This window comes from Actinoplanes sp. NPDC051470 (genome assembly GCF_040682035.1).
Lineage (GTDB): Bacteria > Actinomycetota > Actinomycetes > Mycobacteriales > Micromonosporaceae > Actinoplanes.
On the sequence record NZ_JBFBAA010000014.1, the window covers coordinates 155,520 to 169,225 of the forward strand.

Genomic DNA, 13,706 nt, shown 5'->3' on the forward strand with positions numbered 1-13,706 from the left:
TCAGTTGCCCTCGTTGATCCACTCCACCAGGGCGTACAGCTCGGTGTCGTTCGGGCCGTGCGGCAGCTTGGTCGGCTCCTCGCCGGTGCGGCGTTCCGGGTCGGCCGACAGGTAATAGTTGCTGCCGTGGTGCGTCCAGGTCAGGAAACGCCCCACGCCCTCGTCGGTCGCCTGCAAGGTCACCGTCACGGGTACGCCGTCCAGCGTCACGGTCGTCGGCGGCGCCAACGGCACGTCGACGGTGTCCGGCAGCTTCTGTGGCACCTTGACCCGCGAATACTGGGCCGTCGCCTGGAACCGGGCCTCGCCGGGCACCGCGAGATAGGTGAACGCCCGGGTGTGGACGCCATTCTCCGCCTCCAGCTCCCCGGTCGCCTCGAAGAGCTGCTCGATCGGCACCACCGCGGTCGTGGCCCGGTCGGTCGGCGCCGACATGACCGGCGGCCCGGCGAGGTTCGGCCCGGTCAGACCGAAGGCGAGACCGGCCGCCACCACGAGCGTCGCGCCGCTCACGGCCATCACCCAGCGCCGGGTCCGGAACCGCCGGCCCGCGCGCAGCATGTCGTCCGACGACAGGCCCGGGGTGTCGGCGGCCAGATCGTTCAGGGCGGTACGGAGCGCGATCAGCCGCCCCGACCGAGCCGCCACGAACGCGGCGAAGGACTCGTCCGTTCCGCTCTTCATGCCCCTCCAGACGTGACGACCCCGCTAAAGGTTGCCGTCGGAGAAGAGGGAGCGTGTCAGGGGAGGTCGAGGGGGAGCTTGATGCCGTCGAGGGCGTGACCGCACGGGCAGGTGCGCTCGGCGGGCAGGCGGGTCACCGCGTCGAGGAGGACCTCACGCAGGCGGGCGGTGTTGTCGGCGAAGACCTTGAAGACCTCGTCCTGGGTCACGCCGTGGTCGCCCTCGACGCCGGCGTCGAGATCGGTGACCAGGGCGATCGCCGTGTAGCAGAGGGCCAGCTCGCGGGCCAGGACCGCCTCGGGGTGACCGGTCATGTTCACGATCGTGCCGCCGATCGAGGTGAACCACCGCGACTCGGCACGGGTGGAGAAGCGCGGGCCCTCGATCACCACCATCGTGCCGCCGTCGACCGCGTTCACCCGTTCGGACGCGGCCAGCACCGCCACCCGCCCGTCGGGGCAGTAGGGGTCGGCGAACGACACGTGCACGGCGCCCTGCTCGTAGTAGGTCTGCGCCCGGCCGCTCGTACGGTCGATCAACTGGTCGGGAACCACGAACGTGCCCGGACCCAGCTCGGGCCGCAACCCACCGACCGCACAGGGAGCGACCACCTGGCGCACGCCGAGCGACCGCAGCGCCCACAGATTGGCCCGATAGGGGATCTGGTGGGGTGGGAAGCGGTGATCACGGCCGTGTCGTGGCAGAAAGGCGACACTCCGGCCGCCGACCTCGGCCACGGTGATCGGGTCGGACGGCGGACCGTAGGGCGTGGACACCTCCACCTCGTGAGCGTTGTCGAGCAGTGCGTAGAGGCCGGATCCGCCGATCACGCCGATCTCCGCCGCTGAGGGTGGATGGTTCATGCGCAGACCTTATCCGTGGCCGACAGCAGCGGCTATCGTGCGTTGCATGGCGTTGCTCTCAACCACTCCGCTTCCGGCCACGCGGCTCCCGGCCGCGCGCGTGGGCGGTGCGCGACTCCCGGCCGAGGGCGCCGGCCGCGCGCGGTTCCCGGCCGGGAGCGTCGGCGGTGCGCGGCGCGTGGCCGGTGGGTGGCGGAGGCATCGTGTATAGCGAGGGACAGCGGATCGGAGGTCGGTCGATGGAGTCGATGACCGGTCAGTTACTGGTTGCGACTCCGACCCTCAAAGATCCCAACTTCGACCGTACGGTCGTGCTCCTCGTGGCGCACGAGACCGGCGGTGCGCTGGGTGTGGTCCTCAACCGGGCCACCGAGGTTCCGGTCGCCGAGGTGCTGGGCACATGGGGCGAGCTGGCCGGCGATCCCGCGGTCCTGTTCGAGGGCGGCCCGGTGCAGCCCGAGTCGGCGATCTGCCTGGCCCGCACCCGCCCCGAGGTGAAGAAGCGGTTGACCGGGTTCCACCAGGTGGCCGGGGCCCTGGGCACGGTCGATCTGTCGGCCGACCCCGACCGCCTGCGCGACAGCGTGGCCGGCATCCGGGTGTTCGCGGGCTACTCCGGCTGGTCGCCCGGCCAGCTCGAGGACGAGATCAGCTCGGGCTCCTGGTTCGTCTTCGACGCCCTGCCCGGCGACCCGTTCGTCACCCGCCCGGACGACCTCTGGGGCATGGTCCTGCGCCGCCAGGGCGACATCCTGGCCGCGGTGGCCCACTTCCCGCCCGACCCGAGCCTGAACTGAGCCCCCTCCGCCCGGTGGACCCGGCGAGGTGTGTACTATTCCGTGAGTGCCCGGGGAGACCTGAGGCGAAGCAAGGGGCTGTGGCGCAGCTGGTAGCGCACCACACTGGCAGTGTGGGGGTCAGGGGTTCGAGTCCCCTCAGCTCCACCCATTTTGAGCAAGGAAAACGCACCGTTCAACTTTCCAGTTGGGCGGTGCGAATTTTTTTGGTGCCCAGTATGTGGCGGTGAACGCCTTGAGCTGGGGAAACCTGCTTCTGGATGAAGCTCTCGCGGGGGGCTGGAGGCCCGACCCGACGGCCGAGATTGAGTGGCCGAGATCACTCTGGCCATGATCATCTCTAACCCTGAGCGCCGTTTAACAGTCGTCTCAGGTTCGCTCGGTATGAAGTAGGCCTCGCCGGCATGGCCGAACGCGCCGAGCCGCGCTCTACGGCGGCACGACCCCCTGAAAGGCAGCCGTTCATGATCTCTGTGCTCGTGGTGGACGCCCAGCCGCTGCAGCGCTTCGGGTTTCGCATGCTGCTGGAGAGCACCCCCGACACCGAGATCGTCGGCGAGGCCGAGAACGGCGCCGAGGCCGTTCGGCGGATCACCGAGCTGCATCCCGACGTGGTGCTGATGGACATCCGCATGCCGGGCGTCGACGGGATCGAGGCCACCCGGCGCATCGTCGCCGCCGGTGGGCGTTCGCGGATCCTGGTGCTGACGACGTTCGACGTGGACCGGTACGTGCTCGCCGCGCTGCGGGCCGGGGCGAGCGGTTTCCTGCTCAAGGACATCCGCCCGGAGGAGCTGCTCGCCGGCATCCGGGCCGTCGCCGCCGGGGACGCGGTGATCGCGCCGGCGCTGACTCGGCGGCTGCTCGACGCGTTCGCCGACCGGCTCGAGGATGACCCCTGCGAGCCCGTGCGGGAGGATCCCCGGCTGGACTCCCTGACCGGCCGCGAGCGCCAGATCCTCGTCGCCATCGGCCACGGCCTCACCAACGGCGAGATCGCGCAACGGTTCACGCTGTCGGAGTCGACGGTGAAGACCCACGTCGGGCGGGTCCTCGCCAAGATCGGCGCACGGGACCGGATCCGGGCCGTCATCCTCGCCTACGACCTGAGACTCACCCGGCCGATCTAGCGCTTCATCTCGCGCGTCTGTGGGGGGCTCGACCGTAGTTCCCAGCCGCACCGATCCGCTTGCGTTACCGTGTGTGAGCTCAGAGCTGGCTTTCGCCTTGTTGACCTCAGTGAGCTCACACACGTTCGCGCTTCGTCAGGACTTGCGGGGAGAAACCGTCATGATGCCCGCGCACATCTCGTCGCTGGTGCCGTCGCCCCACACCACGTAGCGCGGCGGCAGCTTGCGCAGCTGCGGCAGCTGTTTGCGCAGCCCCGCGTCGTGCGTGCAGGTTACCCGCAACGTGTCGCCGGGGCCGATGTCCACCGGCGACGGCAGCTTCTGCAGCCGCTGGTTGTCGAAGTCGAACTGGGGCACGTCGAGCACGACCTTGGCGTTCGGCTTGCCCGGGTTGAGTTCGACCTTGATGGCCCGCCCAAGCCAGTGCATGTGCCCGAAACCGGCGAACAGAGTCATCGGCTCCTCCACCTTGTGGTCGCAGGTCTGGGTGTTACCGGGCTTCGGCGCGCTCTGGCCGCACTCCTCCACCTGACGATCCGCGGTTTCGCCGGTCTCCGCCCCGAACCGCTTCGTGACGTCCGCGATCGAGGCCGCCCGGTCGCAGAGCGGGCCCGACTCGTCGGGGAGGCAGGGCAGTTCGGTCGGCGCGTCGAGCGGGAAGGTGTCGAGTTCCCGGGTCTGCGGCGTGCCGTCGGTCAGCCGCAGCCGCACCGCGGAGCGGTCCGGCCCGGCCGGCTTGCCGTCGGTCGTCAACAGGTTGTAGTGCATCTGGAAGATGATCAGGGTGCCCGGCTCCAGCTTGAAGCCGATGTCCTGGGTGAACAGGGTCTCCGTGGCGCCCGGAGTCCAGGTGTCCACCCACGTCGCGCCCGGTTCGTCGTCCTCCACGTCGGCGCCCTTCACGCCGGTCCCGCCGAAACACTGCCAGCCGGGGCCGGGGACCTTCGCGTCCTGCGCGCGCACCAGGGCAGCTTTGTCCGGCCGCACCGCGTACACGATGGCGTGGTGCGCGATGTCGAGGTTCTCCGGCATGACCTGGGTCCCGGTCAGGAACTGCGCCTTGGTCAGGCCCGGATCGATCACCTGGCACCGGTACTCGTCCGTGCCGCCGCCCGCCGGCGGCGCGGGCGTGTATGCCTCGGGCATCTTCAGGTCGGCGAACCGCTCGCCGGCGCGCAGCGGCTGCGGTGGAGCCGACGACCCGCCCGCGTGCGCGCTGTGCGGGCCGGCCGTGGCGGGCGCCGCACTGTTGTCGGCGTTCGACCCGCAGGCGGCGACAGCGAACGCCGTCGCCAGCGCCATGGTGGCCGCCCCGAACCTCCACCGTGGACTGTCAGGTTTCCTCATAACCTGAACGCTAGGCCCGATTCCGTCCCGTTTCGTCGTACCACGGTGGTCATCCTGGGAGGGAGGTGGTACCACGGTGCGACTCTCCGGAGCGCCGTTCGACACCACCGGGCAGGACCTCGACGCCACCACGCCGGTGCGTGCGCCGGGCGCCTGGTTCGGCCAACCGGCCTGAGCGCCGATTAACGGTCGTCTCAGATTCGCTCGGTACGAAGTAGGCGTCCGAAAGCGATGTAACCCGTATGTAGGAGGCCAGTGAATGGCAGTCAACGCAGCGCCGTCCGGGGAAACGCCGCCCGGTCGGCTGGCCGGCCGGTGGGTGCCGTGGTTGGTGATTGGCCTGTGGGTGGTGCTGGCGGCGGTCATGGTGCCGCTGAGCGGAAAGTTGAGCTCCGTCACCACCGACCGCGCCGTGGACACCCTGCCGGCCACCGCCGAGTCCACCAAGGTCGCGGTACTGGAAGACAGCCTCCCCGGCGGTGAGGACAACACGTTCGTCTTCGTGTACCACCGCGCCGGCGGCATGACCGACGCCGACCGCGCGACGGTCGAGCGCCACTACAACACCCTTGCCAACCGGTACCCGCCGAAGGTGGCGGCCCCGGCCGGCGAGGACGACGAGGGCCCACCGACGAGACCCTCCACCGACGGCCAGGCGATGATGTTCACCCTCGACGTGAGCACGACCAACGGCGCACCGGAGGCCATCGTCGGCCCATTGCGTGACGCCGCGAAGGACCGCCCCGCCGGCCTGGAACTCGACGTGACCGGCCCGGCCGCGATCGACGGCGACATGGACGCCGTCTTCGACGGCATCGACCTGCAGGTCTTCCTCACCACCGTCATCGTCGTCACGCTTCTGCTCATCCTCACCTACCGCAGCCCGGTGTTGTGGGTCATCCCGCTGGTGGCCGTGGGCGCGGCCGCACTGACCGCGATGGCGACCGTCTACCTGCTCGTCAAGGGCTTCGGCATCGTGATCAACGACCAGAACTCGGCGCTGCTGACGATCCTGGTGTTCGGCGTCGGCACGGACTACGCGCTGCTGCTCATCGCTCGATATCGGGAGACGCTGCACCACCACCAGAACGTCCGGGTCGCGATGGTCCACGCGCTACGCGGCGCGGCGCCGGCCACCGTCGCGTCCGCGGCCACCGTGGTCGCCGGCCTGCTCTGCCTGCTCGTCGCAGACCTGAACAGCACCAGCGGGTTGGGCCCGATCGGTGCGGCCGGCATCCTGTGCGCGCTGGTGGCCATGCTGACGCTGTTCCCGGCGGTGCTCGTGGTGCTCGGCCGGCGGATCTTCTGGCCCGCCATCCCGCGGTTCAGCACGGCCGTGGAGGAGAAGCCGGGGCTGTGGGGACGGCTTGGGGCCGCCATCAGCCGCCGCCGGTGGGTGGCGACGCTCGCCTCGCTCGGAGTCCTCGGCGTGTTCGCCATCGGGCTGGCGGGCAACACCGGCGCCCTGCGGGAGCAGGACCAGTTCCTGTCCGCGCCGGAGTCGGTCACCGGCTTCACCGTTCTCCGCCAGCACTTCCCGGAGCTCGGCGGCCAGCCGATGACGATCTTCGCGCGGCCGGCGTACCAGGAGCGGGTGCTCGATATCGTCAAGCGCACCAGCGGTGTGGCCGTGGCCATCCCGGGTCAGACCAGCGGTGGCTGGGCCGACATCTCCGTGTTTCCCACGGATGCGCCGGACACCGTCGCCGAGTACGACACGATCAAGCGGGTACGCACCGCTGTGCACGCCGTGAACGGGGCGGAGGCGATCGTCGGCGGGCCGAGCGCGGAGAACCTCGACACCGAGGTGACCACCAGCCGCGACGAGAAGCTGGTGATCCCGCTGGTGCTCGCCGTCGTCCTGATCGTCCTCGGGCTGCTGTTGCGCGCGGTCGTGGCCCCGCTGGTCCTGATGGCCACCGTGATCGTCTCGTTCGCCGCAGCCTTCGGCGGCAGCGTGTTCATCTTCGACACGATCCTCGGGTTCAAGGGTGTCGACTACTCGGTGCCGCTGCTGGCATTCATGTTCCTGGTGGCGCTCGGCGTCGACTACAACATCTTCCTGGCCAGCCGGGCCCGGGAGGAGACCGTGCGCCTCGGCACCAGAGCGGGAATGCTCAAAGCCCTCTCGGCCACCGGTGGCGTCATCACCTCGGCCGGCCTGGTCCTGGCGGCCACGTTCGCCGTCCTCGCCACACTTCCGCTGGTGATGCTGATCGAGGTCGGGTTCCTGGTCGCCTTCGGCGTGCTGCTCGACGCCCTGCTGGTGCGATCGGTCCTGGTGCCCGCCCTCACCCTGCTGATCGGCCGGCGGATCTGGTGGCCGAGCCGGCTGTCCCGTCCGACGACGGAGCCGCCGAAGGGGCAACAGTCGCTCGCCGACGACGAGGAACTCGCGCTGCAACGGTGAGCCGAGATCCGGGACGGGGACCCAGGCCCGTCCCGGATCTCTTATAGCCACCGCCTCTGGTCCTGAGCCGCGCTGGGCCATGCCCGAGGGCCGCCGTCTCTGGTCCTGCGCCGTGCCGCCGGGGCGCGTCAGCGCGCCGCGGTGTCCTCCCCAGCGGTGAGCCGCGCGATCGGGGCGGGCGGGCCCGCGGCCGGAAGGTCGACCCGAAGCAGCGCGCCACCGCGTGCGGAGCGGGCGACGGTGGCCCGGCCGCCGTGGGCGTCGACGACCCGCTGCACGATCGACAGCCCCAGACCGGATCCCGGCAACGCCCGGGCGCTGTCGGCCCGGTAGAACCGGTCGAACACCCGCGGTACGTCGGCGGCGTCGATGCCCGGCCCGGCGTCGTCGACCTCGAGCACCGCCGACGCGCCCTCGGCACGGAGCCGGACCTGGACCGGCTGGTCGGCGGGGGACCACTTGCCGGCGTTGTCGATCAGGTTGAGCACCGCCCGCTGGAGCGCGGCGGGACGCCCGCTCACCCACACGGAGGTCACGTCGAGCGCGACCTCGATGTCGGGCACGCGGGAACGCGCCTGGGTCGCGGCGGTCACCACCACGTCGGCGAGGTCGAGCACCTCGGTGCTCTCGTCGCTGACGTCACCGCGGGCCAGGTCGGTCAACTCGGCGGCGAGGGTGCTCAACTCGGCCACCTGGGCGCCGAGATCGTTGAGCAGCCGGGTCCGGCTCTCGGCCGGCAACGCGCTGTCCAGGGTGCCGCGCCGATCGAGCCGGATCAGCAGCTCGATGTTGAGGCGCAGGCTGGTGAGCGGGGTCTTGAGCTCGTGAGCGGCGTCCTCGGCGAGCAGCCGCTGGGCCCGCCGGGAGTCCCGGAGCGCGGCGAGCATGTCGTTGATTGACTGGATCAGCCGCCGGATCTCCCCACCGCCCTCGTCCGGGATGTCGGCGTCGAGATCCTGAGTGTGCGCGACACGGACCGCGGCGGCGGTCAGCCGGTCGATCGGCGCCAGCCCGGTCCGCGCCACGGTCCGCCCGACCAGGGCGCCGCCGGCCACGCAGAGCAGCCCGATCAGCAGCATGCCGAACCCGAACTGGTTGACCGGGCTGTCGTCGGCGACGCGGGCCACCTGGACCGCGCCGTCGCCCGCCCGGAGGGTGTAGATGAGGTAGCCGTCGTCGTCGCTGTCGCCCGACTCCATCAGGTCAGCCGACGCGCCCTGCGCCACGCGCCCGGCGGGTTCACTGACCGGGGGTAGCGGGGGTTGGCCGGCCGGCATCCGGGTCGAGCCGTCGGGCAGGATGACCCGCACCAGCCGACCGGATCCGGGATACGGCGGTAGCTCGACCTGCGCCGGACCGGCGCGCTCCGCGTTCGTCGCCAGGACGCGGGAGTCGGCGCGTAGCTGATTTTCGACGGTGTCCTGCAGCTGCCAGTCCAGTAGCTCGCTGGCCACCTGGAAGGCCACGAACACGCTGACCGCGATGGCCGTCGCCGCGATCACCGTCAGCCTGGTCCGCAGGGACCGCCGGCGCCACCATCGGGTCAGCCGGCGCGGTTCCCGGCGGGCGTGCCGGCTCACGGAGGAGTCTCCCGCAACGTGTATCCCAGACCGCGCAGCGTGTAGATCAATCGCGGCTCACCCTCGGCCTCCATCTTGCGGCGCAGGTAGCTCACGTACACCTGGAGGTTGTTGGCGGTGGTGCTCATGTCGAAGCCCCAGATCGCCTCGAACAGCGCGTCGCGGGTCAAGACCCGGGTCGCGTTGCGCACGAGGACCTGCAGCAGGGAGAACTCGGTCCGGGTCAGGCGCAGCGGCCGCCCGCCCCGCCACGCCTCGAACCGGTCAGGATCGAGCCGGACATCGGCGAACGACAGGATCTGCGGCTCCCCGTCGGTCGGCGTGCGCCGGCGCAGCAGGGCCCGCACCCGGGCCAGCAACTCCTCGGTGGCGAACGGCTTGGGCAGATAGTCGTCGGCGCCCGCGTCCAGCCCCGCGACCCGGTCGGAGACCTGATCCCGGGCGGTCAGCATCAGCACCGGCAGATCCCGATCCGCCGCCCGCAACCGCCGGCAGGTCTCCAACCCGCCGAGGCGGGGCATCATCACGTCGAGGATCAGCAGATCCAGCGTGTCACCGCCGGCCCCACCGACCCCGTCGAGCACGGCGAGACCGTTGGCGACGGTGCTGGTGTCGTAACCCTCGACCTGAAGCACCCGCTCCAACGACTCACGGATGGCCGCGTCATCGTCGGCGATCATGATCCGCACCCCGGCCCGCCTCCTCCAGTCGATGCTTTTGCCGCTCACTCTCCCCGATCAACCTGAGGCCAGGATTAGAGACGTCGCCGCTGTGGTGCCCGCGGGTGCTCTTACGGATGCCTGAAGTGGTTCGAGTCCCCTCAGCTCAACGATGCCAGCTCCGGGGGCCGAGCCCCCGGACGCCCCGCGTTATCTGACTCGCGCTGAGCGCGTCGGCGCAGCGCCCGAGCAGCACATCGAGCGACTTCGTCATCGGCGGGGCAACCCCTTCGACCTCGCTCAGCCCTCGAACTGCATGACTTGTCCAGTAGCCTCGAAGGATCCCAGGTCGGGAACACCGCGCGAGGATCTCCACCGTCGCGCCTTCACCTTGGACACAAAATCGTAGTCATACCTAGGTCGCCGACGAACCAGGACCCCGGGGAGTAGGCCCAGGTGCGTTCCCCTCGTGGCTCTTTGGCAAGTGCCTTGAGATCGTCGCTGAGATGATCAAACGTGAGGCCGCTGCCTACCGCGAACGTTGTCGCACATGCTCGGCCGTAGAGCTCGTTGAGGTATTCGTCGAGGAGAGCTGTGACGAGACTTGGGTAGCACCTTGTAGCGTCTTGTAGCACGACTGCGCTACGCTGGGTGAATGGCGGACCCTTTGCGTCACGAGATCACTCAACGCGAACTCCGGAACGACTCCGGTGCCATCATGCGTGGGGTTGAGCGCGGTGAGTCGTACACCATCACACGAAATGGGACTCCGATCGGCCGCCTGATTCCGCTGCGGCGGCGCACCTTCGTCGCCCGTGAGCAAGTGATGGCCACCTTCGCCACCGCTGCTGTCGTTGATCCCGACCGGTTGCGTGCCGATCTCGACGACGGCATCGACCAGGACCCGTTCGACCGTGAGTGGTGACGCCACGCGCGGCCTGATCGACACCAACATCGTTGTGCATCTGGCCGTACTTGATCCGGCGCTACTACCCAACGAGATGGTCATCAGCGCGGTGACGCTGGCTGAGCTGTCCGCCGGTCCGCATCACACTGACGATCCGGTGGAGCGGGCTAAGCGGATGAGCGTGTTGCAGCACACCGAGGCGACTTTCGATCCACTGCCCTTCGACGCGGAGGCGGCCCGAACTTACGGCATGGTGTCGGCCGCTCTCCTGGCCGTCGGACGCACGCCGCGCCGTCGTGTCGCGGACCTGATGATCGCCTCGATCGCCGCCGCCAACCGGCTTCCGCTCTACACCACAAACCCCCGTGACTTTGCCGGACTCGACCAGCTGGTCGAGCTCGTTGCTGTACCCCGGCCGGCTGATGAATGAAGCCGTACGCTGACCAGGCGTCCAGGTAGTGGGTCGCCCGCGATGGCGATCGGGCGGTTCGTATGGTGCAGCGTCCGGTCCATCTATTCGCTGACCTGCGCGGCCGTTCCGGTCGGTTGAGGCATTGCGCGAACCGCACCGGCGGGGAGCCGTGTTCTTGCTGTGGTTGCGAGAGTCGAAGCTGGTGGCGTCACGCGGTTGTCTGCTGCCAAGGGTCGATGAGGGAGATTCCGGTGTCGGCGAAGTCCTTGGTGTTGCGGGTGGCGAGGGTCGCGACCTGCGATCGGCAGATGGCGGCGATCTGGCCGTCGAATCCGCTGATCGGGATGCCGTCCGCTTCCCGGCCGGCGACCAGGTCGGCGTAGGCCGTGGCGGCAGCGAGGTCGAAGGGCAGGACCTGGCGGGGGAAGGCGGCGAAGATCTCGTCGGCTGACTGGTGCAGGTCGTGCTTGCGGCGGCCATCTGATAGCCGCGCGATGCCGTAGCGGATCTCAGCGACTGTGACCGACGTGGTGTAGAGACCGGTGGTGGACGTTTGCTGGAGCCAGGCAAGTACGGCCGGAGCGGGTGTGGCACGCATGAGTTCCGAGACGACGTTGGTGTCGAGGACGATCATCACTCGCTGAAGTCCGCCGCTCGGGGTGGGGTGGTCCGGGCCGGGACGTCGAGTTCGACTCCGCCGATCTGTCCGAACCGCTCGGTCAGCGCGCTGAAGAGGTCGGTTCGGGGGCGTTCGTCTTCGGTGGCGGCCGCGGTGAGGATCAGGCGGATCTCGGCCTCCATGGACCGGCCGTGCCGGGCGGCTCGGAGACGCAGCTTCTCTTTGACTGAGTCGTCCAGGTCTCGGATGCTGAGGGCTGCCATTGCCGCATCTCCTCGTCACTCGGCGTTGATAGCAATGCTAGCGCAGGTCCCTTCAGCGGATCACCGGCGACCAGCGTGGGGCGGTTCGCATGGTGCAACGTCCGCCCCACCCCGTTTTGATCGCGACCCGCTTCTGCGTGAGCAGAACGCGGGTCGCTCTCGATGCGCCACCTAGCGGCCGACCATGCGGTGCAGGGCGTAGAGGGTGCCCAGTCCCACGCCGATCGCGGTGGCCAGCGCCGGCCGGGTGAAGGCCAGCCAGGTGATCATGCCGGCGACCGTGACGAGCACGAAAAGCCGCAGGTCGAATAGGTTCTGGGTGCTGTGCTCGGAGTCCTTGCGGGGTACCCTGCGTTTAGTCATGACATGTTCCTTGTGCCGGAGCGTATTCGTGACCCGCGGTCCGCGTCCTGCAAGACGCGGGCCGCACATTTGTGCCGGGCCCCTCAGTGGGACGGGGCGCCGACCGACGCGACCCAGGCGTGTTGCTTGAAGTCCTTCACCCGGAAGAGGTGTTTCTCGAGCGAGTCGTGCCACCTCTTCCCGATCTCGTTCTCCAGCGCCGTCCGGTCGCCGAGGCGCTCGCAGGCGTCGCGATAGATCGCCTCCGAGAGGGCGACGGTCACCGGTGACCGCCGGCCCCGCTCCTTGCGCCGCAGCCGTAGGGTTCGCGAGTCGAGGAGGCGGAACACCAGGTTCACGTCCTGCCCGACCCAGCCCCAGCGGTCGCGTTCCGCTTCTCCCTTGTGAATCACGCACCTGAGGATCATCGTGTCGCCGCCGCTCACGCGGTTGTCGTCGTCAATCGACTCGGCCACGTCGGGCAGCACCTCGCCGAGCAGGTGGAGCGGGTCGACGCTGGTCGGCAGCACCACCAGCACGCCGTCGCCACGGTCGAGAACGCCGTAGGCGAGCCGGCCGCCGAGCCGGTTCTTGATCAGGTTGGCGGTGGCGAAGAGCCGGCGGCGTACCCGAGCCTGCTCGTCGGACTGGCGTTTGCCGAACCCGACGATGTCGAAGGCGACCAGGGTCACGGCCCGCGAAGGCTCGCTGCGCAGGACGGTTCTGATGAGCCGCCCGTGCAAGCGCCTGGTCAGGATGACCAGTTGTGTCCTGGCGATGCCGAGGACCCGGGATCCCACATGATCACCCCCTTTCCGGACACTGTGTCATTCACAGAGCGTAGCGGAAGTTCAGGGACGAGAGTGAAAAAGTACCGGTGTGGGGGAGTCAGAATACCAATTTGGCACGGTCGAGGATCTTCATGCGACGGCGGGACGTCTCGATCGCGCCTCGCCGGCGCAGCTCGCCGAGCGCCTTGGACACCGCCTCGCGGGTGGCGCCCACGGTCTCGGCCAGCTCGGTCTGTGACAGCACGAAGCCGTCCGGCTCGAGCGCCACGTCGCGGTCGGCCATGTCCAGCAGCTCGACCGCCACGCGGTGGGCGACCGAGGCGGACACCTGGTCGAGCCGGCGCTGGTCGGCGTCGCGCTGCCGCTCGGCCATCGACCGGATGAGCATCCAGCCGACGTTGTCGTGCGACCGGACGAACGATTCGAAGGTCTGCGCCTCGATGACGTAGGCGTCGACCTGGCCCACGGCGACGGCGCCGGCCGAACGCGGGGAGCCGTCGATGGCGGCCATCTCGCCGATCAGATCGTTGGCGCCCCGCACCGCGAGGATCAGGTCGGCGCCGTCCGGCCGGCGGCGCACGATCTTGACCGAGCCGCGGTCGATGAGGATGGCGTGCTTGGTCACGTCGTCCTCGCGGAACAGCACCTCGCCACGCCGATAGCTGGTCGGGCGGGACAGTGTGAGGAGCTCCTGGCGCTCGGCCGGCGTCAGCATCTCACCGAAGGGTCCGATCGGGACCGGCTGACTCACGTGATCAGACTACGCGCCGTGGTGACGCCCTCATAGGAGCGCCCTGCGAGACCACGCCGAAGAGCGTGATCGGCCGGCGGCCTCCACCTCACCGTCGAGGACCGGGCGGCGACCCTGCCCGAGGCGGAGGTGCGGAAAGTGACCGAGAGCT

General features: G+C 69.5%; 15 protein-coding genes and 1 tRNA gene. 6 read left to right on the top strand and 10 right to left on the bottom strand.

Annotated elements, in window-relative coordinates; translation table 11 throughout:
• On the bottom strand, positions 1–684 hold the full coding sequence (locus AB0M54_RS24890; RefSeq protein ID WP_364474020.1) for a hypothetical protein: 684 nt from the start codon (positions 682–684) through the stop codon (positions 1–3).
• 56 nt (positions 685–740) lie between these two features.
• Positions 741–1,547: an S-methyl-5'-thioadenosine phosphorylase gene (locus tag AB0M54_RS24895; protein WP_364319000.1), complete on the bottom strand. Its 807-nt coding sequence runs from the start codon at positions 1,545–1,547 to the stop codon at positions 741–743.
• Positions 1,548–1,786: 239 nt separating this feature from the next.
• Here AB0M54_RS24895 and AB0M54_RS24900 point away from each other — a divergent pair, with 239 nt between their 5' ends.
• The 3 genes from AB0M54_RS24900 (at position 1,787) to AB0M54_RS24910 (ending at position 3,474) form a co-directional block, all read left to right on the top strand.
• Complete coding sequence (locus AB0M54_RS24900; RefSeq protein WP_364319002.1) at positions 1,787–2,344, top strand: YqgE/AlgH family protein; 558 nt, start codon at positions 1,787–1,789, stop codon at positions 2,342–2,344.
• 74 nt (positions 2,345–2,418) lie between these two features.
• Positions 2,419–2,491 (top strand) — tRNA-Ala (locus AB0M54_RS24905).
• Positions 2,492–2,808: 317 nt separating this feature from the next.
• Positions 2,809–3,474 carry a response regulator transcription factor gene (locus AB0M54_RS24910; protein ID WP_364330508.1) on the top strand — a complete coding sequence of 222 codons (666 nt, stop codon included), beginning with the start codon at positions 2,809–2,811 and terminating at the stop codon, positions 3,472–3,474.
• Between the two features lie 135 nt (positions 3,475–3,609).
• Here AB0M54_RS24910 and AB0M54_RS24915 read toward each other — a convergent pair whose 3' ends face one another.
• Positions 3,610–4,821 carry a monooxygenase gene (locus AB0M54_RS24915; protein WP_364474022.1) on the bottom strand — a complete coding sequence of 404 codons (1,212 nt, stop codon included), beginning with the start codon at positions 4,819–4,821 and terminating at the stop codon, positions 3,610–3,612.
• A gap of 259 nt (positions 4,822–5,080) precedes the next feature.
• On the opposite strand from AB0M54_RS24915, the gene AB0M54_RS24920 reads away from it, so the two are divergent.
• A complete protein-coding gene (locus AB0M54_RS24920) occupies positions 5,081–7,231 on the top strand; it encodes an MMPL family transporter (protein WP_364474024.1) in 2,151 nt (716 codons plus the stop codon).
• A gap of 128 nt (positions 7,232–7,359) precedes the next feature.
• On the opposite strand, the gene AB0M54_RS24925 is transcribed toward AB0M54_RS24920, so the two are convergent.
• Together AB0M54_RS24925 and AB0M54_RS24930 are read right to left on the bottom strand one after the other, a co-directional pair.
• Complete coding sequence (locus tag AB0M54_RS24925) at positions 7,360–8,811, bottom strand: ATP-binding protein (protein ID WP_364474025.1); 1,452 nt, start codon at positions 8,809–8,811, stop codon at positions 7,360–7,362.
• Positions 8,808–9,491: a response regulator transcription factor gene (locus AB0M54_RS24930; RefSeq protein ID WP_364330493.1), complete on the bottom strand. Its 684-nt coding sequence runs from the start codon at positions 9,489–9,491 to the stop codon at positions 8,808–8,810. Before AB0M54_RS24930 ends, AB0M54_RS24925 begins: the two co-directional genes overlap by 4 nt.
• A gap of 634 nt (positions 9,492–10,125) precedes the next feature.
• On the opposite strand from AB0M54_RS24930, the gene AB0M54_RS24935 reads away from it, so the two are divergent.
• Positions 10,126–10,395 carry a type II toxin-antitoxin system prevent-host-death family antitoxin gene (locus AB0M54_RS24935; RefSeq protein WP_364474026.1) on the top strand — a complete coding sequence of 90 codons (270 nt, stop codon included), beginning with the start codon at positions 10,126–10,128 and terminating at the stop codon, positions 10,393–10,395.
• Positions 10,385–10,807 carry a type II toxin-antitoxin system VapC family toxin gene (locus AB0M54_RS24940; RefSeq protein ID WP_364474028.1) on the top strand — a complete coding sequence of 141 codons (423 nt, stop codon included), beginning with the start codon at positions 10,385–10,387 and terminating at the stop codon, positions 10,805–10,807. Before AB0M54_RS24935 ends, AB0M54_RS24940 begins: the two co-directional genes overlap by 11 nt.
• Positions 10,808–10,997: 190 nt before the next feature.
• Here the strand turns inward: AB0M54_RS24940 and AB0M54_RS24945 are convergent, their stop codons facing one another.
• The 5 genes from AB0M54_RS24945 to AB0M54_RS24965 all read right to left on the bottom strand — a co-directional run bounded on the left by AB0M54_RS24945 (position 10,998) and on the right by AB0M54_RS24965 (position 13,555).
• Positions 10,998–11,423 (bottom strand): type II toxin-antitoxin system VapC family toxin, encoded by a 426-nt coding sequence (locus AB0M54_RS24945; RefSeq protein WP_364474093.1) that lies wholly within the window; start codon positions 11,421–11,423, stop codon positions 10,998–11,000.
• On the bottom strand, positions 11,423–11,671 hold the full coding sequence (locus AB0M54_RS24950) for an Arc family DNA-binding protein (RefSeq protein WP_364474030.1): 249 nt from the start codon (positions 11,669–11,671) through the stop codon (positions 11,423–11,425). The genes AB0M54_RS24945 and AB0M54_RS24950 overlap by 1 nt, the downstream gene beginning before the upstream one ends.
• 171 nt (positions 11,672–11,842) lie before the next feature.
• Entirely contained in the window at positions 11,843–12,034 is a 192-nt protein-coding gene (locus AB0M54_RS24955; protein WP_364474031.1) for a hypothetical protein, read from the bottom strand.
• Positions 12,035–12,117: 83 nt separating this feature from the next.
• A complete protein-coding gene (locus AB0M54_RS24960; RefSeq protein ID WP_364330487.1) occupies positions 12,118–12,813 on the bottom strand; it encodes a hypothetical protein in 696 nt (231 codons plus the stop codon).
• Between the two features lie 88 nt (positions 12,814–12,901).
• Complete coding sequence (locus AB0M54_RS24965; RefSeq protein ID WP_364330486.1) at positions 12,902–13,555, bottom strand: Crp/Fnr family transcriptional regulator; 654 nt, start codon at positions 13,553–13,555, stop codon at positions 12,902–12,904.
• Between the last annotated feature and the right edge of the window lie 151 nt (positions 13,556–13,706).

Excerpts from the sequence above, each read along its gene's own strand:
- AB0M54_RS24900 (WP_364319002.1), top strand. The coding sequence starts at position 1,787 with ATGGAGTCGATGACCGGTCAGTTACTGGTTGCGACTCCGACCCTCAAA.
- AB0M54_RS24920 (WP_364474024.1), top strand. The coding sequence starts at position 5,081 with ATGGCAGTCAACGCAGCGCCGTCCGGGGAAACGCCGCCCGGTCGGCTG.
- AB0M54_RS24935 (WP_364474026.1), top strand. The coding sequence starts at position 10,126 with ATGGCGGACCCTTTGCGTCACGAGATCACTCAACGCGAACTCCGGAAC.
- AB0M54_RS24955 (WP_364474031.1), bottom strand. The coding sequence starts at position 12,034 with ATGACTAAACGCAGGGTACCCCGCAAGGACTCCGAGCACAGCACCCAG.
- AB0M54_RS24890 (WP_364474020.1), bottom strand. The coding sequence starts at position 684 with ATGAAGAGCGGAACGGACGAGTCCTTCGCCGCGTTCGTGGCGGCTCGG.
- AB0M54_RS24910 (WP_364330508.1), top strand. The coding sequence starts at position 2,809 with ATGATCTCTGTGCTCGTGGTGGACGCCCAGCCGCTGCAGCGCTTCGGG.
- AB0M54_RS24945 (WP_364474093.1), bottom strand. The coding sequence starts at position 11,423 with ATGATCGTCCTCGACACCAACGTCGTCTCGGAACTCATGCGTGCCACA.
- AB0M54_RS24915 (WP_364474022.1), bottom strand. The coding sequence starts at position 4,821 with ATGAGGAAACCTGACAGTCCACGGTGGAGGTTCGGGGCGGCCACCATG.
- AB0M54_RS24895 (WP_364319000.1), bottom strand. The coding sequence starts at position 1,547 with ATGAACCATCCACCCTCAGCGGCGGAGATCGGCGTGATCGGCGGATCC.
- AB0M54_RS24950 (WP_364474030.1), bottom strand. The coding sequence starts at position 11,671 with ATGGCAGCCCTCAGCATCCGAGACCTGGACGACTCAGTCAAAGAGAAG.
- AB0M54_RS24930 (WP_364330493.1), bottom strand. The coding sequence starts at position 9,491 with ATGATCGCCGACGATGACGCGGCCATCCGTGAGTCGTTGGAGCGGGTG.